19 protein-coding genes and 1 riboswitch are annotated in these 25,353 nt (G+C 51.3%); of the genes, 5 read left to right on the top strand and 14 right to left on the bottom strand.

Annotated features, from left to right (window positions below):
- Positions 1–178 precede the first annotated feature (178 nt).
- The 3 genes from M3223_RS07625 to M3223_RS07615 are packed head-to-tail and all read right to left on the bottom strand — an operon-like array spanning position 179 to position 3,280.
- Complete coding sequence (locus M3223_RS07625) at positions 179–1,531, bottom strand: ABC transporter substrate-binding protein (protein ID WP_251560661.1); 1,353 nt, start codon at positions 1,529–1,531, stop codon at positions 179–181.
- A gap of 19 nt (positions 1,532–1,550) precedes the next feature.
- On the bottom strand, positions 1,551–2,381 hold the full coding sequence (locus tag M3223_RS07620; RefSeq protein ID WP_251560659.1) for a carbohydrate ABC transporter permease: 831 nt from the start codon (positions 2,379–2,381) through the stop codon (positions 1,551–1,553).
- The gene (locus tag M3223_RS07615; RefSeq protein WP_251560657.1) at positions 2,381–3,280 is read right to left on the bottom strand and encodes a carbohydrate ABC transporter permease; all 900 of its coding nucleotides are present in this window, start codon (positions 3,278–3,280) and stop codon (positions 2,381–2,383) included. Before M3223_RS07615 ends, M3223_RS07620 begins: the two co-directional genes overlap by 1 nt.
- A 227-nt stretch (positions 3,281–3,507) precedes the next feature.
- Here M3223_RS07615 and M3223_RS07610 point away from each other — a divergent pair, with 227 nt between their 5' ends.
- Complete coding sequence (locus M3223_RS07610; RefSeq protein ID WP_251560655.1) at positions 3,508–3,990, top strand: hypothetical protein; 483 nt, start codon at positions 3,508–3,510, stop codon at positions 3,988–3,990.
- A gap of 96 nt (positions 3,991–4,086) precedes the next feature.
- On the opposite strand, the gene M3223_RS07605 is transcribed toward M3223_RS07610, so the two are convergent.
- The 5 genes from M3223_RS07605 to M3223_RS24450 all read right to left on the bottom strand — a co-directional run bounded on the left by M3223_RS07605 (position 4,087) and on the right by M3223_RS24450 (position 10,958).
- Positions 4,087–6,423, bottom strand: a complete 2,337-nt coding sequence (locus M3223_RS07605; protein ID WP_251561007.1) for a histidine kinase — start codon at positions 6,421–6,423, stop codon at positions 4,087–4,089.
- Positions 6,424–6,492: 69 nt separating this feature from the next.
- Positions 6,493–7,068, bottom strand: a complete 576-nt coding sequence (kdpC, locus tag M3223_RS07600) for a potassium-transporting ATPase subunit KdpC (protein ID WP_251560654.1) — start codon at positions 7,066–7,068, stop codon at positions 6,493–6,495.
- 25 nt (positions 7,069–7,093) lie between these two features.
- Entirely contained in the window at positions 7,094–9,115 is a 2,022-nt protein-coding gene (kdpB, locus tag M3223_RS07595; RefSeq protein ID WP_251560652.1) for a potassium-transporting ATPase subunit KdpB, read from the bottom strand.
- Positions 9,116–9,146: 31 nt separating this feature from the next.
- Positions 9,147–10,814, bottom strand: a complete 1,668-nt coding sequence (kdpA, locus tag M3223_RS07590; protein WP_251561006.1) for a potassium-transporting ATPase subunit KdpA — start codon at positions 10,812–10,814, stop codon at positions 9,147–9,149.
- 72 nt (positions 10,815–10,886) lie between these two features.
- A complete protein-coding gene (locus tag M3223_RS24450; protein WP_353057680.1) occupies positions 10,887–10,958 on the bottom strand; it encodes a potassium-transporting ATPase subunit F in 72 nt (23 codons plus the stop codon).
- Between the two features lie 277 nt (positions 10,959–11,235).
- Positions 11,236–11,432: riboswitch (cyclic di-AMP (ydaO/yuaA leader) on the bottom strand.
- A 378-nt stretch (positions 11,433–11,810) separates the two neighbouring features.
- Between M3223_RS24450 and M3223_RS07585 the strand changes: the two genes are divergently transcribed.
- Both M3223_RS07585 and M3223_RS07580 read left to right on the top strand, forming a co-directional pair.
- A complete protein-coding gene (locus tag M3223_RS07585; protein ID WP_251560649.1) occupies positions 11,811–12,293 on the top strand; it encodes a hypothetical protein in 483 nt (160 codons plus the stop codon).
- Positions 12,294–12,426: 133 nt separating this feature from the next.
- On the top strand, positions 12,427–12,900 hold the full coding sequence (locus M3223_RS07580) for a YjcZ family sporulation protein (protein ID WP_251560640.1): 474 nt from the start codon (positions 12,427–12,429) through the stop codon (positions 12,898–12,900).
- Between the two features lie 78 nt (positions 12,901–12,978).
- On the opposite strand, the gene M3223_RS07575 is transcribed toward M3223_RS07580, so the two are convergent.
- Positions 12,979–17,061: a carbohydrate-binding protein gene (locus tag M3223_RS07575; protein ID WP_251560637.1), complete on the bottom strand. Its 4,083-nt coding sequence runs from the start codon at positions 17,059–17,061 to the stop codon at positions 12,979–12,981.
- 342 nt (positions 17,062–17,403) lie between these two features.
- Here M3223_RS07575 and M3223_RS07570 point away from each other — a divergent pair, with 342 nt between their 5' ends.
- Positions 17,404–17,883: a hypothetical protein gene (locus M3223_RS07570; protein WP_251560635.1), complete on the top strand. Its 480-nt coding sequence runs from the start codon at positions 17,404–17,406 to the stop codon at positions 17,881–17,883.
- Between the two features lie 340 nt (positions 17,884–18,223).
- On the opposite strand, the gene M3223_RS07565 is transcribed toward M3223_RS07570, so the two are convergent.
- From M3223_RS07565 to M3223_RS07550, 4 genes are all read right to left on the bottom strand, one after another.
- Positions 18,224–18,907 (bottom strand): SDR family NAD(P)-dependent oxidoreductase, encoded by a 684-nt coding sequence (locus M3223_RS07565; RefSeq protein ID WP_251560633.1) that lies wholly within the window; start codon positions 18,905–18,907, stop codon positions 18,224–18,226.
- A gap of 163 nt (positions 18,908–19,070) precedes the next feature.
- Positions 19,071–21,164, bottom strand: a complete 2,094-nt coding sequence (locus M3223_RS07560; protein ID WP_251560631.1) for a CocE/NonD family hydrolase — start codon at positions 21,162–21,164, stop codon at positions 19,071–19,073.
- Between the two features lie 3 nt (positions 21,165–21,167).
- Positions 21,168–22,331 (bottom strand): dipeptidase, encoded by a 1,164-nt coding sequence (locus M3223_RS07555; RefSeq protein ID WP_251560629.1) that lies wholly within the window; start codon positions 22,329–22,331, stop codon positions 21,168–21,170.
- A gap of 17 nt (positions 22,332–22,348) precedes the next feature.
- Positions 22,349–23,329, bottom strand: a complete 981-nt coding sequence (locus tag M3223_RS07550; protein WP_251560627.1) for an ornithine cyclodeaminase family protein — start codon at positions 23,327–23,329, stop codon at positions 22,349–22,351.
- 211 nt (positions 23,330–23,540) lie between these two features.
- Here M3223_RS07550 and M3223_RS07545 point away from each other — a divergent pair, with 211 nt between their 5' ends.
- Positions 23,541–24,011: a hypothetical protein gene (locus M3223_RS07545; RefSeq protein WP_251560625.1), complete on the top strand. Its 471-nt coding sequence runs from the start codon at positions 23,541–23,543 to the stop codon at positions 24,009–24,011.
- A gap of 120 nt (positions 24,012–24,131) precedes the next feature.
- Here M3223_RS07545 and M3223_RS07540 read toward each other — a convergent pair whose 3' ends face one another.
- Positions 24,132–25,250 carry an alpha/beta fold hydrolase gene (locus M3223_RS07540; protein WP_251560623.1) on the bottom strand — a complete coding sequence of 373 codons (1,119 nt, stop codon included), beginning with the start codon at positions 25,248–25,250 and terminating at the stop codon, positions 24,132–24,134.
- Positions 25,251–25,353: the final 103 nt, after the last annotated feature.

Genomic DNA, 25,353 nt, shown 5'->3' with positions numbered 1-25,353 from the left:
AGTACTATAATCATACGGTTTCCGCTCAATTAATGTCAACCGGAGAAGTCTGCAATTGCAGCTATTACACATGAAGCCGCAGAAAGCGGCAGGGCATCGAGCCTGAGATCAGGATCGATGCCTGTTGGAGCCGCTTGTCCTGCTGCCTTGTAATCATGCTGCGTTTGCGATTGACCGTTTAATTGCCGTAAGCCTTTTTGATATCTTGCACCGCTTTGTCCAGCTCGCCTTTGCCGGAGAGAGGATTGGCTAGCTTTTGCGGGATGATCTCCCACAATAATTTTTCTTTGCCGTCAAAAAACGGAACCGGTATCGCATATTTCTGGGAATCGAGGAAGACCTGTTTGTTATACCCTTCGTCCTTGGCGTGATAAGCGTCTGCCGCCTGTTTGTTCGCCGGCACGGACTGGCCCTGCTCCGCGAGCGCAATTTGCCCTTCCGCTCCGGAAAGCCAGTTCATCAGCGTCCAAGCCGCTTCATCCTTTTTGGAGGATGCGCCGATGGAATAACCTGTAACCTGGATAACGGTTTTTTCTTCTTTGAACTTCGGCGGCAAAATGGCCTCGAATTCAATGCCGGCCTGTTCATACTCGGTTGCATTCCAGCTGCCGCCGAAGCCCATGGCAACCTTGCCTGTCGTCAAAGCAAGGAACGGGTCCTTGGAAAGCGTTTGGGATTGACCGTAATTCGGCACCGCGTATAGCTCCGTAATATAACTGCGGAATGTTTCCAGCACCTGCATGGCCTCCGGAGATTCCATCGCAAACGCCTTGTTCTCGTCAACAAGTTTTGCTCCGTTGGACCAAAGCTGGGATTCCAGCACGGAATCCGCCGAGCCTGCCGGGTCCATCACTAATCCCCATTGAACAACGCTTTTTGGATTAAAGCCTTCCTGATCTGCCGTTTTGCCCGCTTTATCCACGGTCATCTTTTGCGCGATTTTAATGAATTCATCCCAGGTCATTTCTCCAACTGGCGGTTTAACCCCGGACGGATTGCTTTTTGGATCTGCAAACAGCTTTTTATTGTAGTACATAATGATGGTATTGGCGTCGCGGGGAAGAGCATATTGCTTGCTCTCGGATTGCAGCTTGCCCAGCACATTCGGCTCAAATTGGCTCGTATCAAAGCTGTTTTTGGACATAAGCTCCGTAAGGTCCTTCATGGCGCCAAGCTTGGCGTATTTATCCAGGTACGCCTCATCCATTTTGAATACATCCGGCATTGTCTTGGAAGCGGCCTGCGCCGTAATTGCCGTCCAATACGTCTCCCAGTCCTTGGAGGTAATTTCCACCTCAATGTCGGGGAACTTCTCGTTGAATTTTTTCAAAAGCTCTTTCGTTTGGTTGACCTCTTCCTGCGTTCCCCATTGCATAAACGTAATTTTTGTTTTGCCCGTTCCGCCAGGCGTCGAGCTGGACGCTGCAGTCTGTTCACCGTTATTGCCGCCGCTGCAGGCTGCCAGAATGAGCGGAATGCCAAGCATTGGAATTAGCCATTTGATTGCGCTTTCAGACCCTCTTTTAACCATGAGAACACTCTCCCTTTTTTTATTTGATTCCCGACATAACAACGCCTTCGACGAAGTACTTCTGTGCTGAGAAATAAATAACGGCGATTGGCAGCAGCGCCAGGAAAGACCCTGCAGCCATCATCGGAAGATCCTGCGAGTTTTTGCCCATTATCAGCTGCAGTCCGACACTCATCATCTGCAGATCCTCGGATTGGATGAAGATGAGCGGAGTGAAATAGTCGGTCCAGGTGAACACAAAGGAGAAAATAAAGCCGGAGATGAGAATCGGGCCGGATAAAGGTAAAATGACGCGGCTGTAAATCGTCCAGTAATTGCCGCCGTCGACATAGGTTGCTTCGTCAAGCTCTCTTGGCAGAGTGAGAAAGTATTGGCGGAAAAGAAAAATGAAGTATGGACTCGCCAGCAGAACCGGAATCGTGAGCGGAAGCCAGGTGTCGTACCAGCCGATTTTGCTGAACAGGATGTACATCGGAATAAGCGTAACCTGGGAAGGGATCATGAGCGTAGCGAGCACAACGACAAACAGCGGCGCGCGCAGACGGGACTTCAACCGGGCAAAGCCGAACGCGATGAGCGAGCTGGAAATGATGGTGCCGATTCCGTTGATCGACGACACGATAAACGAGTTCATAATCCAGCGAGGCATTAGAGTCATCGTTTCAAACAGCCTCGTAAAGGAGCTGAACGTAAACGGAGCCGGAATCAGCTCGGGAGGAAACACATACGTTTGCGCCTGGGTTTTCAGCATGGTGGACAGCATCCATAGAAGAGGGCCGATAAATAGCAGCAATCCAAATAGTAGAAACAGATAGGAAGAAGTGCGGGAAATGAGCTTTTCGGCTTGCATCAACGCTTGCCTCCCTTTTTGTCTTCGCCTTCGTAGTACACCCAGCGGTTGGAAGATTTCATAAGCGCAACGGTAATTACGAGAATAATCAGAAACAGCACCCATGACTGGGCCATGGCGTATCCAAAGTCAAGATCGCGGAAGGCGACCTGATAGGTGTTCATCATGTAGGTTTGAGAGGAGTAATCCGGACCGCCCTTGCTCAGCAGCATCGCTTCCGTAAACATTTGGAAGTAGTAGATGACCTGCATGACAACTGTAAACAGAATGGACGGCGTCAGCATCGGCAGCGTTATATTGAAGAAAGTGCGTACGGGACCGGAGCCGTCGATGCGGGCCGCTTCGTAAAGCGAGCGCGGAATGCCTTTTAGTCCAGCCAAAAATACGAGAACCGAACCTCCCGACATCCACATGCCAATTGTGATAATTACCGGTTTAATTAAAGCTTCGCTGTTCATCCAATCCACCGGATTGCCGCCAAGCCATTGAATCGCCGTATTGACAACCCCGTCCCCGGAACCGAACAAAATCATCCAAATGACAACGGTTGCAACAGGCGGTACGAGGTATGGCAAATAGTACAAGGTACGGAAATAACGAATGCCGGGCACTTCGATGTTGAGCATCAGCGATAAGACGATTTGAAAACCGACCGTAATCGGAACGCCGATGAACACAAAATAGAGCGTATTGCGCAAGCTTTTCAGATAAACCTCATCGCTCCATAGCCTGGAGTAATTGTCAAAGCCAATCCAACTCGGAGCCGTAATCGCATTGTAATCCGCGAAGCTGTAGGTCAGGCTTGCCAGCGCGGGGCCGACGAAGAAGCATAAAACTCCGATGATCCACGGGGATATGAATAGCAGGAATACTCCGTCTTCCTTCCAGGTTTTAACCAATATCCTCTCTCTCCTTTACGAATCGGGCCAGTTCGTTTGCGCAAATTCTATCTTTAATTTACGCAAAAAATGATGATCCGTCAATATAGTTGCCGAAAAAATCCTTGTTTCTTGCGGAAGCAAGGTGTGCGCAAATTTTCCGAGTATATACCGTTCCCTATTTTTGTGTTTCTCATAACCTAGTATGAACAACTCCATGATTAGTTTTAAAGGAAAGGAAGAATGGGATGCAACCTATTGGGAAAGAAGTAACGAACAGCAGCAACCGCCCCAGTTCCGGTCCAGGCATCATTGTTATCCTGTTTATACTTCTGGTTATAGCCGTTTCCGTCTTTAGCCAGCCTTCGGCGGCATATGATGACCCGCAAATTGGCCCCCTATCCGTAATCTTTACGATAATAAACAACTCAAGCTATCCGTTTAGGTTGAATGCTCAAAACGGGGCCGGTTGTGAAACGGCTGCTCCTTCCATAATTGCCGCCAATGGCGGTTCGGCCTCCTTTGCAGTTAAAAAATCATTTCCTGACATCAATCGTTGTAACACTTTTTGGAATATTTTGAATCAAGATGGGAAATCCGTTGAAGAAATTAGAATAACAATGGTGGTGAATGGCCAGATTTTGGGTACTAACTTTTTTGACATCGTAAACTTAGACACTCCAATCAAGCTCGCTATAAGCGGCACAACCGTAACGTTTACAAATAAATAAAGAATCGGTGGCATATTTCAGAAAATCAGTTAGCTGCAAACGCTAAACGAGCCCTGGAGAAGATGCTCCGGGCTCGTTTTTTACCTATTCTGTTTATTAAGCTTCGCCAGGTTCAGGCTTGGAGCGAACCGGATCGTAATCGGCAACGACCAGCACATCCAGATGCCTTGCGCTCCGCAGCAAGGCGGGTACAAATGCCCGCTGCCTTGGCTGCAGCAAGCCGATTCTCCCGGGCTGTCCGACAATGATTTGGGTTGCTTTTTTTTGCATGGCGCAGCCAAGCAGAGCTGCAGCCGGCGTCTCGCCTGCGGACCGAGGCAAAATCAGGAACGATCCGCCCAGCCGCTCGGCAAGCTGTTGAAGCTTATCCAGCCTTGCTTCGCTGTGTTCGCCCTCCGTTTCTCCTTTTTGCACAAAAATAACGTACCAATCCGCCTTCAGCCGATAAGCAATACGGAAGCCGCGGCGGATAAGCCGTTCGGCGCTCGGTCCGGCCGTTACCGCGACAAAAATGACCTCCTCCCTACGCCAAGGGCCGCGCAGAGAATCCCTCCGGTCCCATGACTCCAGCCGTTCGTCCACATCGTCGGCCAGCTCCCGCAACGCAAGTTCGCGAAGCGCGATCAAATTTCCAAGCTTGAAAAAGCGTCCCAGCGCCTGCTCCACTTTGTCGGCAGCATATATTTTTCCCGCTTTCATCCGCTCCTGCAGCGCCCTTGGCGACACATCGATAAGCTGAACCTCGTCAGCCTCCCGCAAAATCCGGTCCGGCACCGTCTCTCTGACGACAATTCCGGCAATCTGCTCAACCGCATCGTTTAAGCTTTCCAAATGCTGTACATTCATCGTTGAAATGACGGAAATACCGGCCTCCAAGAGGACAAGCACATCTTCATACCGTTTTTTGCGGAGACTGCCGGGAATATTCGTATGCGCCAGCTCATCCACAAGCACAACCTCCGGCTTTTCCTGCAAAATGGCCTCAACGTCCATTTCCTCCAGCAAAGCGCCTCTGTACTTCGTTTGCAATCGCGGCACCGTCCTGAGCAAGCCCAGCTGAGCCATTGTATCCGCCCTGCCATGCGTCTCCAGCAGTCCGACCACAACCTTAACGCCTTTTTTCAGCAGCTCGTTCCCTTCCCGCAGCATCGTATAGGTTTTGCCGACACCCGGCGCCGCCCCAATATAGATTTTGAAGCTGCCTCTGCGGATTTGCCCAATCTGCTCGCGTATTTCATGCTCCGTCAGGCGACGGTACCGCTTGTTGGGCTTGCGGCTCGGAGTATGCGCCGGCAGAATCCGTTCGCCCTCTGAATGAGCCCGATCAGCAACAAAAAGCAGATCGATGTTGCGCGTTATTTTCAGCAGTCTGTTGACGACAGATCCTTTCCAAATATCCTGCCACAGGCTTTGCCGGGAGTGTCCCAGCACGATGCGGGTCGCCTTCTGCTGCACGGCATATCCCATCAGCCTCGACGGCAGCTGCCGCCGGTGGCGGATCGGCAGCTCCTCAAAGCTGCCCCCAACTTTTTTCGTCAGCAAAAGAAGCGATTTGCGGAACGCCTCCGCTTCCCCGGCCAGTCGTCGTCCGGCTATGTTAAACGATACGATGTTAAGCTCGCCGCCCAGCCGCTTGGCAACCTGCTGCCCGCGCCGCACAAGAATGGAGCCGTTCCAATGATACTGCACCGAAACGAGAATACGCTCCGCAATGCCGGAAGTACCGTACAGGCCAAGCTCCTCTCGATGTTTCTCCAGCGTTTCGTTCACATCCTCCGCTAATAAACGCAGAGCCAGCTCCCGCAGCCGAGCCATATTGCCGCGATGCAGCCATTCCGGCGGCTGCGCCAGCCGGCCTTCCGCCGCCCGCTCTAGCAGCGTTTCCGGCGTTACGTCGATGAGCCGCACTTCGTCGGCAAGCTCCAGCACATGTGCAGGAACCGGATGAGGCACATTTACGCCTGTCCAGCTGCGAGCCATCTCCGCTGCGCCTTCTATCTCGTAAATGTTCACCGTCGTAATGACGCTGATGCCCTTCGCGAGCAGCGCCTCGATCTCCTGCAGGCGGGTCGGCATTCGAGCCCAATCCCGATTGCGGTGCGCCAGATCGTCAATAAGCGCAACCTCGGGATTCCGTTCCAGCATCCGGCCCAGATCCAGATCCGTGCCGGATGTTTCCTGAGTGCTCCAGTCGATGCCAGGCACTGACTCCAAATCTCCGATTTGCGAGACGGTCTCCGCGCTCTCTGCGCCGTTCAGCGCGCCGATTACCGTGTCCAGCCCTTGCCTGCGCAGCTCATGCCCTTCGCTCAGCATATGGTACGTTTTGCCGGAGCCGCTGAAAGCGCCAATTAAAATTGTCAATCTGCCGCGATGCAGCTTCATGATGGAAGCAAGTATTTCCTCCGCCGATTTGCGTCTGAACGGCTCGATGCTCATGGCTGACTCCCCCTGACATGGCAATGCCCGCCGCATCCCGAAAGATGCGGCGGGTCATTCGCCTTATTGCTGCACAAGCTTTTGCAATGCCAAATTAAGCTTCAGCACATGAACTCCCGGTTCCCCGAAAATGCCGAGCTGCCGTGGCAACGTGAACTCTTCGACCAGCTTCTCCAGCTGTTCGGCAGGAATTCCCGTTAAGCTTCTAATGCGGGGAATTTGTGCTTTTGCTCCAGCGGGGCTGATTTGCGGATCAAGCCCGGAGCCCGAGTTAGTGATGAGGTCGAGTGGCAGCCGATCTACAGGCACCTCCGGATTGTTGGTCCGCCAATCCTGAATCGATTGCTGCACACGGGCCAGCAAGTCTGGGTTGGATGGTGAATAGTTTGGCGTGCCGGAACCGGCTCCATTGTACTCAATGCTTGAAATCCGGCCGTGGAACCACTGCGGATCGGTGAAATTTTGGCCAATAAGCTCCGAGCCGACAATGCGGCCCTTTGTATCGTATATTAAGCTTCCTTCCGCCTGTTTTGGCAAAATCGCTCCCGCGATTCCGGTTACCGCCGCATTGTATAACACTCCGCAAAGCGCCATCAGCACAAGGCCGAGCCGCAGGCTTCCCATTACAATTGATTTCATAGAGCTGCTTCCTTTCCGAACAGGTTTATACCCATAGTCCCACGACGAGATCAATCAGCTTAATTCCAGCAAACGGGACGATTACACCGCCCAGGCCATATACGAGCAAATTGCGCTGCAGCAGGCTGGACGAGCTGCGTGGCTTATAAGCGACGCCTTTCATGGCGAGCGGAATTAACATTGGGATAATAATCGCGTTGAAAATAAGTGCGGACAAGATTGCCGACATCGGCGAGTCCAGCCGCATAATATTCAGAGCCTCCATCTGGGGGATCGCTGCCATAAACATGGCTGGGATAATGGCAAAATACTTGGCCACATCGTTCGCTATGCTGAACGTCGTCAGCGCGCCGCGTGTCATGAGCAGCTGTTTGCCTATGGCGACAACCTCGATAATTTTGGACGGATCGGAATCGAGATCGATCATATTGGCCGCTTCCTTCGCCGCGGTCGTGCCGCTGTTCATCGCAATGCCGACATCTGCTTGAGCAAGCGCCGGAGCATCATTTGTGCCGTCGCCTGTCATCGCTACCAGCTTGCCCGCCGCCTGTTCGCGGCGAATTACGGCGATTTTATCCTCCGGCGTGCTCTCGGCGATAAAATCGTCCACTCCCGCCTCGCGGGCAATCGTCTGCGCCGTCAGCGGATTGTCGCCTGTGCACATAATCGTTTTGATGCCCATCTGGCGCATCTGGTCGAACCGCTCGCGCATGCCCGGTTTTACCGTATCCTTCAGGTAAATGACGCCATATATTTTGTCATCAGCGGCAACAGCAAGCGGCGTGCCTCCGGCGGAAGCGACCGCATCGCTCTGTGCGTCCAGATCAGACGGAATCGCCCCGCCCTGTGCGGACACCCATTTTTTGACTGCATCCACCGAGCCTTTGCGCACGCTCCGGCCGTCAGCCAAATCAATGCCGCTCATCCGGGTTTCCGCCCGGAATTCAATCCATTCGCCTTCTGCGGAGCTTGGAACGGGCAAGCCTTGTTTTCTCGCCAGCTCCAGCACGGAGCGGCCTTCAGGCGTCTCGTCCTTGAGCGAGCTTATGACCGCCCATTCCGCAACCGTTTGCTCTTCGGTGCCGCCGACTGGAATAAACTCATTAGCCATCCGGTTGCCGTAAGTGATCGTACCCGTTTTGTCCAAAATGATCGTATTAATGTCGCCGGCAGCCTCAACAGCCTTTCCGGACATGGCAATGACGTTAAACTGAGTGACCCGGTCCATACCGGCAATGCCAATAGCGGACAGAAGCCCGCCGATCGTGGTTGGAATGAGACAGACAAGCAGAGCGATAAGAATCGGAATATCCAGCTTGATGCCGAGATAATTCCCGAAAAACGGAAGCGTGACAACGACGAGCAAAAAGATCAGCGTCAAGCTCGTCAGCACGGTGCTGAGCGCTATCTCATTCGGCGTTTTCTGGCGTTTGGCGCCTTCTACAAGCGAGATCATCCGGTCCAGAAAGGATTCGCCGGGATCGTTTGTTATTTTGACCCGGATGCAGTCGCTGAGCACCTTTGTGCCGCCGGTAACCGAGCTGAAGTCGCCGCCCGCTTCTTTGATAACAGGTGCGGATTCGCCGGTAATCGCGGATTCATCAACAGACGCAAGCCCCTCCACAACCTCCCCGTCGCCGGGAATCCATTGTCCCGCAGCTACTTGCACAATGTCTCCTTTGCGCAGCTCGCTTGAAGGGACCTCGCGCAGCGCCCCGCCCTCTTCCCTATAGGCGGTTATGTCGCGTTTGGAGTGTTTGAGCGAATCCGCCTGAGCTTTGCCCCGTCCCTCTGCCAATGCTTCCGCAAAATTCGCAAATAGCAGCGTAATAAGCAGAATCGCCGCAACGCACGCATTAAACCATAACGGCGTTCCGCCGCCAAAAGCATCTGGTGCAGCAACAAGCACAAGCGTAACAAGGAAGCCGAGCTCAACCACAAACATGATTGGGTTGCGAATCATAATCCGCGGATCCAGCTTAAATACAGATTGTTTCAACGCCTGCCGGACGATTTCGCCGCCAAGCGCTTTTTGTCGATGACTCATTCAGTTCGTCTCCTCTTCTCTAACTAATCCGTCAAGGTTTTAAGGTCAGCTGCTCCGCAATTGGTCCTAGCACAAGGCTTGGGAAAAACGTCAGCGCGCCGACGATCAGCGCCGTGCCGAGAAACACAACCGCAAACAGCCCGGTGTCGGTGCGGAAGGTGCCTGTCGTTTCGGGCACTTTCCGTTTGGCGGCAAGCGATCCGACAACAGCGAGCAGCGTAATGACGGAAATGTAACGTCCGAGGTACATAACGAGCCCCGTGCTAATGTTCCAGAACGGCGTATTGTCTCCCAGCCCTTCAAATCCGGAGCCGTTGTTAGCCGCCGCGGAAGTGAATTCATACAGCACCTGCGTCAACCCGTGAAAACCCGGGTTGGATACCGTTTCAGGATAAACAAACAGCGCAATCGCCGACGGGACAAGAATTAGCACGGGATGAACAAGCAGCGTGACGGCAATAAGCATCATCTCTTTGCCTTCCAGCTTTTTGCCCAGAAACTCAGGCGTTCGTCCGACCATGAGCCCGGAAAGGAACACCGCCACCATGGCGTACAACAGCACATTCATAAAACCTGCCCCTACACCGCCGAATACGGTGTTCAGCATCATATTGACCAGCGGCACCATGCCTCCGATCGGAGTCAGGGAGTCGTGCATGCCGTTGACAGCGCCCGTCTCCGATGCCGTTGTGACCACGGAATAAAGCGCAGTTTGCGCAACGCCAAGCCGCGTTTCCTTGCCCTCCATACTCCCCTGTCCGCTGTCTGCGCCAAGCGCGTTCAGCGCGGGATTGCCTGAATATTCGGCAGTTAGCGACGTACTGAGCATGACAATAAACAGTACGGCCATGGAGACGAACAGCACCCGGCCTTGCTTGGCGTTGCCAACCATTTTTCCGTATACAAACGGCAGGGAGGTCGTAATCAGCAGCATCAGCAGCATTTGCAGCATATTGCTAAGCGCACCGGGATTTTCAAACGGATGCGCGGAGTTGGCCCCCATAAAGCCTCCACCGTTATTGCCAAGCTCCTTAATTGCCAGAAAGGAAGCCATCGGTCCGCGTGCAATCGACTGTTCTCCGCCCTGCAGCGTTTGCGCAACTGCGGTCGGCTCTAGTGTCTGAGGCACGCCAAGCGCAACGAATACGAGGGCGGATACAAATGCAATCGGCAGCAAAATGCGTGTTATCGACCGGGTCAGATCGACAAAAAAGTTGCCGAGCGGTTTGCCCGCGAGCCCGCGCATCATCGCGATGACAACAGCGAGCGCTGTTGCCGGCGATACAAACATCATGAACACAATAGCGATCATTTGCGCCAAATAAGAAAGGCCGCTTTCACCGCTGTAATGCTGCAGATTTGTATTGGCCATAAAACTAATGGCGGTATTAAACGCCAACCGAGGCTCCATGTTCGCGATTCCGCTCGGATTAAGCGGTAAATACGCTTGCAGGCGAAACACGAGATACACGAGCAAGGTCATCATTCCATTGCTTATAACTACAGAAGCCGCGTAGGTTTTCCAGGTTTGCTGTTTAGGCGAGATGCCGCCAAGACGGTAAATGACGCGTTCCAGCGGGCCGAACCATTTGTCCAAACGTGTTTGTTCCCCGTTGAACGCTTTATACACGTACATGCCTGTCGGGCGTGCCAGCAGCGCGACGAGCAGCAGCATAATTCCAATCGATATCCATGCCATCATGAATGAGAGCTCCTTCGTACTCAAACTATATTCCGATTAAGCGTTTAACTACCGGATCATGCTCCCCGGTCAAAACTTTTCCGGATGCAGCAAAACGTAACCCAAATAGACGAACACGGCGGCAATAAGCGCGCCCAGCATCCAGATCAATTCTCTTCCCTTCCTTCCGAAACATGCTTGCCGGCCCACGCCAGCAATCCCAGCATACAAGCGGTCAATGCGGCTACGAGGCCGACCATGGCTATATCCATCAAGAGAAATTTTCCCCTTCCGCGAACAATTCTTTTGGTACAAAAGCTGCTGAAACCCGTAATTTGGGCGCAAAAAAACCACAGAGGCTACGGCCCCTGTGGTCGCTAGCGATCACAAGCGTCATCATCCTCTCTCCCGATTAAAGCCCTGTCAAGACCATCGTCCTGTTCTGGCTCAATCACGCTGACGAGGTTAGCTGTCGGATTCGGGCGGTGAGAGTCGCCCTACCCGCAGAATGGATTGCCATGGCTCCATCACTGCAGGATTCACCCCGGATGACCGTTCTTCCGACTCTCACATCGGAATGGCGGCATCATATGGTTCCCCCGTTTTCCTGATTTGGAAATTAAGCGTTGTAAAGTCAACTAACTTGAGACGAATCTTACGCCTCGATGTCTAAATCTGTAAAGGCCGGCCAAAGCTCAAAAACAATTCCTAGAGCCGGATTAAAGAAACAAACAGGAAGTTAATCTCTTCGATTCTCTATTTTTCTCGGCTTTTCTTTCATTATCTTCATTCCGGCGGCAAACAGCCCTGATTTTTACGACATTTTTATTTGTTCGTTTCGCACGCCAGCGTTACGATTGGATTGCGGATGTTCGTGAAAAATGGTCTGTCAGGAAATGCGGGGCGGTCAGACGGCTGTTCTGAATCTATGAGAATAAGGCTATGCCGCCGTGTCATTCTAGCTGCTTCTTTCATACTGTACTTAGTAATTCAAGTATGGTTGGAGTGATTAGGATGAATAATCTGACTTTAAAGATCAGCCGCTGGGACGTTTCTAATCGTGCCGTTATTTTAATCTTATTTATACTGCTCGTTATCGTAATCCGTTTGTGCGGAAACGAACGGAATTCGGATGAAAATGATGCAGGAGTTAGGGCAGAGTATAGCTTTAATCTAGTTAACAATTCCGAATATCGGCTTGAGTACGATCACATCGTAAGTGGCACACTGACTGAAATAAATGATGCACCTCCGTCAAGCTCAGCAAGGCTGACCATACAAGGCACTACATTTAACGTGAGCGCCACCGTTGTTTACAACGTAATGAATCCGATCACCGGCTCTCTCATCGGCCAGCTTCAATTTACTCTGTATACATGGCTTTATGTCGCGCCTGAGACAGTTCTCAGACTCTATAGAGTACGGGATGTTTCCTCTTCTTCCACTGCCATTGGATGGGACACTGACTCTAACACCATCACGGTTATGAATTCGTAGAGCTTTCTGTTAAACAACGGGATCAAAGTTAGCAATCTTAGATTTGATGATAGGTTCAGGATATATACCCGTGTCATCCTATTTTCTTCTTTCATACTGTATATAAAATACAAGTATTATTGGAGTGATCAGGATGAACGATAAGGCTTTAAGCATCAGCAATTGCGGAGGTTCAAAATTAGCTCTAATTCTAGTCTTGTTTATCTTGCTCGTGATCATAACGAGCAGCGCTTGCGGATTTAGATCCGATGATGATGATGATGGAGGATCCGGCATCGCGGCGACTTACGGGTTTAATTTAATTAATAATTCAAGCTACGCTCTCCGCTACTATCAAACATTATCAGGTACAGTAGTCAGTCCGCCCAATGTGGCTCCTTCAAGCACAAGAACGCTGTACATGCAGGGCGCGTCAAGCGGAACATCCACGGCTAGAGTTGTTTATCGAGCGTATAATGTGAACAACGCTCAAGTAGGATCCATTCAATTCACAATGCAGGTCGGAAGATCGGGCGGCAACATACGCTATGACGTTCTCAACATTTCCGCAAGCGGTTCAATCCGAGGAGACGGCGCGGGCAACGATATCGAATTTTATAACGCATAATAATAGCCCCCTTCTAAATGCAAAAGAGAAGCTCCCCCCCTGCTATCAGGCGGGGAAGCTTCTTTACCATGGAACGATTCAGTTCTCCTTGATTCTCAGCTGATCCAGGTTGACTCCGCTGGTTCCGGTCGTGACGAGACGAATCTTATGCGCGCCTTTGGACAAGTCCGCCGTAAAAGTCACTTCCGACCAGTTCTGGTTCCAGTGGCCCGTGCCTGGGAAGGCAAGCGAGCCGCTGGCTTCCTTGCCGTCAATAAGAAGCTTCATCGGACGGTTCGAGCTTCCGTTCGCATAACGGAAACGAAGCGTATAGTTGGATTCCGGAACGTCGGCCGTCCATTCTACGTAACCTTCACCGCCAGAAAAATTAATAAATCCGGTGCCATTCCAGCCCGTGCCTAACGAACCGACTGTTCCGACGGACCGAGCTGCGGTTTCTGCTTGAAGCGCGGCATCAAACAGCTCAGGTGTCGGCGGTACCGTCACTTCGGTTGCAGTGATGCTGTCCAGATTCACGTAATAGCTGCCCACTGTTTCCAGCTTAATCGTATGGGCTCCGGCAGTTAACGGTACGGTCACCTGCGCTTTGCCCCAAGCTGCGTTCCAGCTCCCTGTTGACGGGAAGCTGATGTCCGGAGTTACGGCAGCTCCGTCAATGATCAGCTTCGCGGTCGTTGAGCCAGCGCTGCCGTAAGCATAAGCGATATCAATCAAGTAATCGCCAGCCGCTGGAATCGTTGTGTTCCATTGCACGTAACCCGGGGCGTTATTAAAATTGACAAAACCGCTGCCTGTCCAGCCCGAGCCCAGATTTTTGACGCTGGCACTCGTATTAAACGTTCCGTTCTCCGCCTGCAGCACAACCTGTTGAGGCGAAGGAGCGGATGGCGGCTGCGGCAATCCCAGCACCTCAAGCTGATCCATATGCGTGACGCTGCTTCCAGTTGCCGCTAGCCGAATTTTATTAATTCCAGCCTTCAGGTATTGCGTTGTGGTTACAACTCCCCAAGGAGAATCGCCGGCTCCAGCCGTGCCTGTCTCCATAAAAGACAGCTTGGCGGCAACAACGCTGCCGTTAACCGAGAGATCCGCTTTACGGTCTACGCCGGTATTTTTGTAGCGGAATTGCAGCGGGTAACGTCCCGATTGAGTTACCGGTACCGTCCATTCCACATATCCCTGCGTATTTTTCATATCAACATAACCTGTGCCGTTAAAGCCTGTTTCTGCCGAAGCGACAACCGCGCCAGTTGCACGCGCCGCCTGCTCAGCCTGAAACACAACGGAAGCAGAGAATACTTCCGCTTTTGGCGCTCCGGCAGCCGGTTTAGGAACAACCGTGTCGCTCATTGGCACGGCATTCAGTGCAATCTCATTGGAAACGAGCTCGTACTGTCCGTCCATAATTTTGACGCGGTCGATGTTGATCCCCGCTCCGGTAGCCGCTTGCTCGTTCAGATCAGGACGGCTATGCATTTGGCCCGTGTAGCTTATGCGAATTTTATGCGTGCCATATGCCATTTCAGGACTTGTGTATACCAGTTGGCTTGGAACTTCTCCGTAATTGCTGAAAAAATCAATGCTTCCAGCCGCCTGGTCGTTAATTTCAACCGTAGCGATACCCATATTTCTTGCCTTGGTGCCGTAAACGCGGATTTGCGTTCCTGTAAACGTCATTTCGGCATAAGTATCTCCGGCAACCCCGGTAGACACAACATGTTCATCACCATTGAAACGGCCCGTTTGGCCCGTCTGCACCGTCCAGCCGCTGCCGGCGAATGTAAACTGGCCCGCTCCTGCGCCGTATACGCTATCGTTCACCGTTGCGCCAAGATCGGCTTCAACTTTGACCTTAACCGCACCTGTCTGGCGCAGCTTGGACTGGACATAAAATCCGGTCAAGCCGTCTGTCATTTGCAGCGTTTCACTTCTGCTCGACGATGTGAAAACGGACTCTCCCGGACCGGACAGCTCCTTGATTCTAACATTGGCATCGCCATAGTACGCGCGCTGCCCGTTCGCGTCGAGCAGCTCGGGAATTAACCAAGCCACATCTGAGCCGTCAGCAGCAATTTCATTGCCGGTCGTGGCATTCAGCTTCAGAGAAGCTGCTCCGTCATAGGTGGAAGCGAACCTTTTGTCCGTTTTGAGCAGATTATCGTTTGCGTCATACGACCTTGCTTCCAGTATCGAGCTTGGCGACCATACTAAATCTTGACTCAACGTAAACTTAAACATCCCCTGTTTTGAACTTGTAACATAGTTTGGAGCTATTTTGCCGAGCGAGGTTCCATTATGAAACAGTTCTACAGTTGCCGCATTGCTGATGACGTAGAATTCCTTCTTGTTGGAATCCTTTTTCCATTCGCTTGCGATATGCAAGACATCGCCGACAACGGAACGGTCCATCTGCGACTGATAGAAATAGCCGAGCCAGTATTTATTAAGCGCATCCCGATAAGGTCCAGTTACGCCTGCCGCCCGGTACTCATTCACGCTTTTGCCAAATTGATCATTTACCAGCGGCGTAATATATCCAAACGACTCCCAGTGCAGCAGACCGGCTATTTGCGGCGAGCTGTAAAAGGTCTGGAATTTGCTTGCATCGTCAAGCAGCTGCTTCAGCTTGCGGCCTTCCGAATCGCCTGGAACAACAAAAGAAGAGCCAAGCGAGTTGTTGTACTCGCCAATCCAGTGCGGGAATTTTTTTGGACTAACCGCTTGTCCTGGCGGAGCGTAGTTATGTGACGAGTATACATCAGCTATTTGTTCATAATCCCCATGCACCATTTCCTGAACGGTTGGACGGGACGGGTCGATGCTTTTGACCATCGCATTTAATTGCGCATGCCAAGGGCCGATCGTAAGCGTTTCATTCGGCACCACGCTCCACATGAAAATACTGGCGTGGTTGCGGTCGCGATACACCATCGAGCTGAGCGACTGCTCAAACAACGGCTTTTGCACGTCGTTTAACGTATTCATGCCAAACGCTTCTTCTTCGACAAGCAGACCGATTTTATCCGCCTCATCTAAAAATTCCGGATCAGTCGTGTAGTGGGAGGTGCGGACTACGTTTGCTCCAAGCTCAAATTTTAGCATCCGAGCGTCCTTGCGCTGAAGCCGATTCGGACCGGAGTTGCCGAGATACGGCTGCTGATTGTGCTTGTTGTAGCCAATCAGCTTAGTTTCAACGCCGTTCAGAAAAAACTTGCTCGTTTTATTTGTGCTGTCGCCTGTAATGGCAACCCACTTCAAGCCAATATTAGTCGACAGCTCGTCCACATAGGAGGAGCCGATACGGGTCTGCACCTTCATTTTATACAGATACGGATCATCGATCGTCCACAGGTGAGGGTTTGCGACTTGCTGAACAAAATCAAACCTCGTCTCGGCGCGTGCGCCTACTGTGACCGTTTGCTCGGAAACGGCAACGACTTCACCGGTCGCGTCCACAAGGGAAGCTTTAACGACCGCGTCACGGCTGGACGGATTTTCGTTGCGGATGTTAACCGAGCCGGTCACGTTCACGCCGCCGCCGCTGTTTGGAGTGGTTACATAATAAGGCAGCGCAGCATATACCGGATCGGTCATATGCAGCTTGACGTCGCCGTGAATGCCGCCGAAGGAGTAAAAATCGCCTTGATACGGCATCGTGTTTGCGTGGGGCTGATTATCTACCTGCACGGCGATGACATTATCAAAATTGCCGAACTTGATATAGTCGGTAATATCAACAGTGAATGAGGTATGAATACCTCTGCCTTCACCAGCAAGCTTGCCGTTGACGTACACTTTGTTAATTTGTCCGGCTCCCTGGAACTCTACGGACACACGCCGGCCCGCATATGTATCTGCGATCGAAAAATGCCTGCGGTACCAGTTGACCGTCTGCCATTCCGGCGGTGTTACGTCGAACAGTTCAATGTCGGAATTGGAGTGAGGCAAATTGACTTGAGCCGCTCCGCTCTCATCCAGATCAGGCGCTTGGCCGTTGGGGACGTTGCTATTAAAAAATAGCCAATCCGTATTAAAGTTCCATTCTACCCGGTTATTGTTCTGGCTTACATAAGGTGCAGCCTCAGTCTTCATAGGAAGCACCGGAACCGCCATCACAATAAGCAATCCCGCAACGACAACCTTTTTAAACCATCCTCGCATGTTACATACCCTCCGTTCACATAGTATATTTCGGCTGAATTTGCTTCTACTCCTTCCTGCTGCCCGAAGTAAAGGTAACGCTTTCATTATGCTGAATCCGCTCTGTATTTGCCTATATGCAATCTATAATTCGCATCCTCCCATTCTGACATTAATCGGTTAAACCGCGGAACATCAAGGCTTCCCGCGCTTCCGCAGAACTTGCTGGTTCATAATTTCAATGTTATTTTTCGATGATTGGCTATCAGATTCTTCCGGTTTAGCCCCTTTGGTTGAATGACCGTGTCTTATTATCTTCCTCCATCATACTCTGTACTACTATAGTAGTTTGGGGTGGACACAATGGAAGAATGGCTCAAAATTAGCGGTTGGGGCGGAAAATCGAATTGGGCTTTGACTTTAGTCTTGTTTATCTTGCTCGTTATCATAACGAGCAGCCAATACCTTTATCGAATGGAAGAGGATGAAGGCCAAGCCGGAATTTTGGCGATTTACAGTTTTAATTTATACAATGATTCCAGCTTTTACATCCGGTATAATACAGACTCAAATGGGACACCAAGCACTTTTTTGTCTCCCCCTCCTTCACCTGTAGCACCGAAAAGCAGTGCTGCGTTGAAAATGGTTGGCCCGGACAGGACAAACATTGGCATTGATGTTAGTTATATCGTGTTATCGGATAGCGGAATATGGGGAAACGCCACATTTAGGATATCAATCCTTGCAAGTAGCTCGGCCTATAGTGTCAGTAAAGTTTCAAATTTCGGAATCATTAATGTCCTCGATTCAAATAGCAATACTATCAGAATTATTAAGTCATAATTCGGTATTTTAACATGATAAAGGTCTGGCGGGAGCTGAGCTCCTGCCAGACCTTTGCCTTGCAAGCGGAATGAGACATTTACTGCTTTGTAACCCGAACATCATCAATTTGCAGTGTAGTTCCGCCTGGCGAATCTACTTAAAAACCGACGGAAATCTGGCCGTTCGTGACCATAATATCGCTGACGCTAATATACTTCCAAATACCGTCTTTGCTAATATTCGCGTGGATCGGAGATCCGCCGTAATTCTGAATTTCGGCCCGGGCTACGCGCTTAAAGTCCGTTATTCGTCCGCTACAGGCAACGCTACGCGGGCGATCTATGCCATGTCGGTCTCCTTAGGGCAATAATACCTCGATGATTTGCCTCGCCGTTTCCTGCGGAGTTTTCAGCAATCCAGACAACTGCGCTTCTCTGAACTGGCCCGCAGCTGGAATAGCGGCTTGCCGCGCTTCCTGCTGTAAGCCTGTGTCAATCATTCCCGGCCATACGGAAACAATGGCAACGGAAGAGCTGAAATGCTGCTGCTCAAGGGCAACGCATCGGGTGAATACATCCAGTCCCGCTTTGGCCGCTGAATACACGCTCAAACCAGGGAGATGATAGTTGGCCGAAGCCGATGAAACGTTCAATATCCGTTTCTCGATCAAATATCGGTTTGTGTGCCGGATAAACAACGAGGTCAGAACAATCGGCGCAAGCAGATTTATGTTGAGGTTGTCGGTTATTTCTCCTGTCACAGCTTGGTCAATAAAGGAAGCCGGGGCGATGACGGCGGCATTGTTAATTAAATAGATTCCTTCGACATGGGACCCGTCGATCCGCTGGAAAATACGGGCCATTAACGATTCGATCTCCTCTGTGCGGCGCAGATCGAACTCCAGTTGCTCCACCAGTTCGTTTTCCAGCGCCGGATTTTTTGACCGCGAAATGCAAAACAATTGATGATCGGGAGATATAAGCTGCTCGGCAATCGCTTGGCCCATTCCTCTGGATGTTCCTGTGAGGATGAAATATTTCATTGTCCTGCCCCCTCAAACATTCTGGTAGATTATCCGTTTAATTTATTCATCTGGCCGAAATTTCAGTAACAGTCCGGTACAAATATCCATTTTGCCAGCGGCGGGCAGAAAAAAACAGCCGTCTCCTCAGAAAAGTTCAAGGAGACGGCTGGAAGCTAAAAGTTTAACCAAGCACAGGCAGAAGTACATGGCTTGGATACTGCTCGGAGTGGTGAATGGTTTGCGTGGCCGGAATCGGCTCCGGGTCGTCATAGGGATTAAGACCCGTGTTCGAATTCGGGAATGCGACCATTTTGCTGGACGACGTAATCGAAAATCGGATCCGGTGCCCCGCTGCGAAACGATGGGCAATATTCGGCATGAATATATCAAACCGCTCCACCTGCCCAGGCGTCAGCAGCTTCGGCTTCTCATAGCCTTTGCGGTATTTGGCGCGGACGATATAACTGGAAAGCAAAATCGAGTTATCTTCTTCGTCTACATCGCTTAGCGAGACGACCCAATCGGTATCAACGGCGGAGCTGGAAGCGTACAGAACTGCGGCGAGCTCGCCTGCGACCGTGACAGCATCCGCCAGCTTCTCGCCTGTGTAACAAAGCATGTCCTGGCGAAGCTCAATTGTGCGCCGGTTCTCCGGCACCCGTTCGCCAGCATCAACGACGGGATCAGCCGGGTTATAAACGTACACATCCGGAGTGGCCTCAGGCTGAGCTGACGCTGTCAGCTTACCGTCCCCAAAAGCCGAGTTCGCCCGGCCTCCGCTATGCAAATAAAATGGCTTAACCGCTGCTTCCGCTGGCGTCCACTCCGCGGAGGTACGCCATTTATTTTCGCCGACGACATAATAACGGGCGCGCGGCTCGTAATCGATGCCATTGTTGAAGCCTTTCAGGAAACGGTCGAACCAGCGCAGCACGTTTACATCGTAATCGTACACAACAGCGTCTGCGCCAAAAGCGGTTCCTTGCAGATCGCGGGCCCGGTTCGGACCGTGCTCCCACGGACCAAGCCAGATTTTGCGGTTCGGAACGTCATGCTCGGTGAGCAGGCGCCAGGTTTCCGATACGCCGGGGCTATCGCCGTCATACCAGCCGGATATAACGAACATCGGAGCTTGAATCTGATGAGCGCGCTCCGAATGCGTACAGCCGCGCCAGTAGTCGTCATACTCGGGATGCTGGCTCCACAGGTCCCACGGGCCGGAGCTTTTGCCGATCATCTGCTGCGGAATGTCACGGAGCGGGCGCGCATCAACTGCTTTAACCGGATCAATCGTAATTCCGCCGAATAGGTCAAAATTCGTTCGCGTGCCGACCGACTGCGCCAGCGTCCAGCTAAGCAACGGCCAAGAGCATACCGTGCCGCCTCTGCGCACCGTGTCTACAAAAGGCGAGCCGACATTCACTTCATTCACGACTGCTTTTAAATTGGGATGACCGCTTGTAGCAGCCGCCATCACTACGTATCCCAGATACGACGCACCCCACATGCCAACATCGCCGTTTGACCAGTCCTGCGCGATGATCCAATCAATCGTGTCGCTTCCGTCCTCGCGCTCGTAATAAAACGGAACAAGCTCCCCTTCGGAATCAGCCCGGCCGCGCACGTCCTGGTTTACAACGGCATATCCTTTATTCGCCCAGCGCAAGCAGCTTTCTTTACGAAGATGCCGGTCATAACAGGTTCTCACCAAAATAGCAGGCAGCTTGGTTCCAAGTTCAACGCCTTCCGGCAAATAAACATCCGTTGCCAGCTTGACGCCGTCACGCATCGGAATGAGGTATGTGCCAAGCTCGTTCACGCCGTACTCCGGCTTGGACAGCTTTGGATCGTCATAAACGACGAGCGGAGTCAGCTTTTCAAACCCCTCTTGAACGATCAGCTCCATCCCGTACCGGTTAGGACAAAGGAACGCGATAATTTCGCCCTCAAGCGTCACAATATCCACAGCGGTATCGTTGCGTTTTGCCCAAACCTGGGACTGCCGGCCGTTTTCGTCCCGGTACGTCAGATGGCGGTCATACGTCTCCCCGTTTTCGACGTTAACACGTTCGCCTGTCCATTCCGCCTTGCGGTACAGGGGCAGCGCTTCGCGGATTTTGGAGAGCGGAAGAACGTATTTAGCCCGCTCATCCAGCACATGCTCCTGCATTTGCGTACGCCGTCTCGCGTCCACCTTAGCATGCAGCACCTTATCGTCCGTGAACCGGATCTTGCCCTCATACACGCCAGCACAGTAAAAATTAAATGTTGCCATCAGCTAGCTCCCCCATACTTGTTGGAATACGCGCAGCCAGTTGCCGCCGATGATTTTGCTGACCTCTTCATTGCTGTAGCCCCGCGCGACAAGCCCCCGGGTAAAATTGATGAACAAGCCGTACTGCTCAAAGCCGTGAATCAGCTCCGTGGAAGGCCCGTCTCCTTTGGCAAAACCAAGCTTTGGCGCGATATGCTCCTTAAAATAAACGAGCGACCAATCGACGTCGCTCATCGGCCAGTCGGTGCCAATCCCGACATGATCCGCTCCGACCAGCTTCACCATATAATCAATATGATCAAGCACATGATCGATTGACGTGGCTTGCGGGTCTTCGTGTACGAACCAAGGCATCGCAAATACGCCGATTACGCCGCCGGTAGCGGCAATCGCTTGCAGCTCCTCGTCGCTTTTGCAGCGGCGGTGCGGGTAAATCGCCTCCGCTCCCGTATGGGAAGCAATCACCGGCTTGTCTGAGAGGCGGCAGGCGTCCAGCGTCGTTTGTTTGCCGCAATGGCTCGTATCAACAACAATGCCAAGCTCGTTCAGCTTGCGAATAAAGCTCATTCCGAAGTTGGAAACGCCGCCGTTCGCCAGCTCCATGCAGCCCGAGGCGATGGCGTTCTGATTATTGTAAGTAAGCTGCAGCACGCGCAAGCCAAATCCATGCAGCGCCTCAAGCAAGTCGAGGTTTTTGCCAAGTCCGGCCGGGTCTTGCGCCGTCACGATGCCGGCTTTGAGGCCCTTCGTCTTGGCAGCTCGGATATCGGCGGCAGTTAAAGCTTTAACGAGCCAATCGACCCGGTCGAACTGCTCCTGCACCTCGCCCATGCTCGTCATAATTCCGTTGACGTCGGATAAGTCCAGCTCGCGGTTGCCTGCCGTAATGCCGGAGCGGTACCATTCGTCCTTGAATTCCGCCAGCTCGCCGCGCACTGACATGCCGCGAAGCCTCTTTGCCGGATGGGCGCTGTAAGCCATCGGGTCGTCCATTAGCGGCTCGCATTCCTCGCGTATTTGACGAGAAACTTCCGCAGGAACGACCGTTGGCGAGAGCGGCCCTTGAAATAGCAGGTCGATCACAATGCTGTGTTCGTGAATATCGCGCGCTCTTTGTTCTTGCTCCGGTGATAATTGAAAATCATACACATTGGATTCATCGCTCATGCTGTCCGGTCACTCTCCTAGATGGCAATTGTAACGCCTTTGCCTTGCTGATTGGCCTGGCTGTACACATACGCTGCGGCTGCCAAATCCTCTACTGCAAGTCCGAGCGATTTAAACAGCGTCAGCTGTTGCTCCGAGATTCTTCCTGGAATGCGTCCGAGCAGCGCTTCGCCAAGCTCACCGACAATATGATTGCTGCCAAACGCACCTTCGTTAAGTGGAATCAGGTAGTCTCCGGCTTCATTTTCAGCGGATTCCCGGCGATCCACATAGAGGCTTGACCGCTGGACGATTCCCGTCGCCAGCTCGCGGTCATTCGGCCTACAGGCGCCGACCGCATTGATATGTGCTCCATCGGCAATCCACTCCGATTGCAATACAGGCGTTGTGGAAGAGGTAATTGTGCAGATGATATCGGCGCTTTGCACGGCCTGCTCGGCTGTCTCTGAGGCGGTAACCGTGAGCCGCTTGCCGTACTTGGCGCTCATTTCGGATTGAAAGGTTCGGGCATGCTCGCTGTTTCGGCTCCAAAAGCTGACGCGTTCAATCGGGCGCACATGAAGAATCGCTTCCAGATGGCTGCGCGCCTGCTCGCCTGTGCCGATGAGCGCCAAGGAGCGCGAGTCCGCCTTGGCTAGCAGCTTCGTTGCGGCTGCGCTGACAGCAGCGGTGCGAATCGCAGTCACCTGACGGGCATCAACGACAGCTTTCATTTCGCCGTTCCCGGCATCGAATAAAGCGATCACGCCCTGATGCGACGGAAGTCCGGCACTGTGGTTATGGGGAAACACGCTGATCAGCTTTGCTCCGACGATATTTTCCCGAACTAGATATGCCGGCATCAGTCCCATTAATCCGCCATCGCGGACGGGGACGACAGATCTCAGCTGCTGCTCGGCTTGCCCGGCTGATAAATCCTTTAGCGCCTCTTCCATCAGTCCGATACAGGCTTCCATGGACAATAATTCGGACACCAGGTCCCGGTCAATGACGATCATGAAGTGCTCACCTGTTTCAAAGGAGATAATGAATATACTGTATATTTTATACATGAAAACTTAGGAGCACAACTTGCAGCCCCATAAAAATGATTCAAAAAAGGAAACGGTTCCGGTCTTGGCACAGGTTAATCTTCGTTATTAGAAAACGTCTGGCACCAATCTATCAATACCCTCATATATTATGTTACCAAAATAGGAGGTGATAGAAATGGCCATACAATTTTTAGATGAGCGCTTGTCTACTTTACTCATTGATAGCAGCGGCACCGAGCTCCTCTCGAATACCCCGTTATTAATTGGAGATATTGGGCTTCAGGTAGCAGCGGCTCAACTTGTGCCTGAGCATCTGACAAGTGTTCGAGTGTCTCTGACTGGAATGATAGGAATTAGAGAAATTGAAGGACCTATGGAACTCAGTTTGAACTTTACGATTAGAATTGAACGAAATGGGACGGATACGTTTGGTTCCGGCACCGTAATATTCGAGGAGAATTTCATCTTGATAGGAGAACCGGCATTCAGCCCGCTAGCTGTTGTTGCGGGCGACTTCCCTCCCGCAGATGTCGTCATGGAAGGACAAATTCGCTATACGATGTTTATCAGCCTTCCTAGAGGGACACCAACATTAACCGGTCCGGTGACTTTTAACGGCAGCGCGGCGACTGGAACGACCATTTAAAGCCAATAAGCTTTCACCAAAAATCCCCTCCAAGTAGACTTTATTCGCTTTTACACGAAGTCTGCCTGGAGGGGATAATTTAATTAAGGCCGCTTTTTTATGCACGAGGAGAACCTAGCGTTATGCTTTTAAAAAGTTAATTATATCGTTAAAAACCAACTCGCGATATCCGACCTGACAATGCTGCTCTCCGCCCGTTTCTTTGGTGTATACCTTCGTCGTGATAGATCCCGCGTTGATTAATTCTTTTTCAATTTGCGGCAGACGGCTGATCGGCACATACTGGTCATCCTCTCCGGCCGTCAGCAACACATCCTGGTTGATCAACGGGCCGATCCCTTCCATTGTATGTTTACTTAAAGATTTCAGTAAATTAAACGGTGTTTTCTCTCCGGTATTTTCCATTCCTTTTTTCATTTTCCAACTTAAATCGACGCTTTGCTTCATCATGCTTTCAATCATGGCGTTAACCTGATCCGCCTTATTGGCATCTAAAAGCGCGCTCAGCTTGTTCCAGATATCTTCAGGCATCCGAATCCGGAGCGCATCCAAACCGCAGTAGAAAATATTAAAAGCAATCGCTTTATCGATACGTTTTTCAAAAGCGGCAGCTCTCATCGAAAAGTAACCGCCCCATGAACATCCCATCAGGCTAACGCGGTCGAGCTTAAAAAAATCAATAACGATTGAAACAGGCTTTTCCCAGTTATGAATGAACTTCAAACCATTTTTAAGCGCGTTGCCTTGCCCTGGACCGTCAAAAACAATAATATTATAATCAATGCCTTTTAAAAACTTCATCATCTTGACCATTTCTTCCAAATACGAATCATATCCGCCAAATACGATCAAGGTTTTCTTGGCGCCAGGAGTTACCAGCTTAATCGCTGGCATATAGGAATGTTCATACGGGATTTGGTAGGACTCATATTCAAAATCATTAAACCCTTTATAAAATGTCTCATGATATTTTTGATAAATTTTCTCTTTGACTGGATCCGACTCATTCATGTAAAATTCGGCAGCCTCGTAATAGACGGATGCTATATCATAATCCTGACGTTCTTCTCGCATGACCGCATATTCCAACCAGGCTTTATGCCAGTTATCCATGTCCGTCAATCTTGGCACTATGCCTTGCAAATCGCTGTTTACCCGCTCGTCATCCAGATAATAATCACTCACAAACCGGTTAATTTGAAAGTTAAATTGTTCATCGGCAACAAATTGTTTAAACATACAATCCCTCCTCATAGTTAATACAAAGCAATGGTAACTCGAGGGGATTCACTCAACAACCTGCAAAAGATCTCTTTAAGTACGATTTCAAACGATTGAATGC

It is taken from the genome of Paenibacillus pasadenensis (assembly GCF_023715725.1).
GTDB lineage: Bacteria > Bacillota > Bacilli > Paenibacillales > Paenibacillaceae > Paenibacillus_O > Paenibacillus_O pasadenensis_A.
The sequence above is the reverse complement of the archived record's forward strand: the minus strand, read 5'-3'. Positions and strand labels throughout refer to the sequence as shown.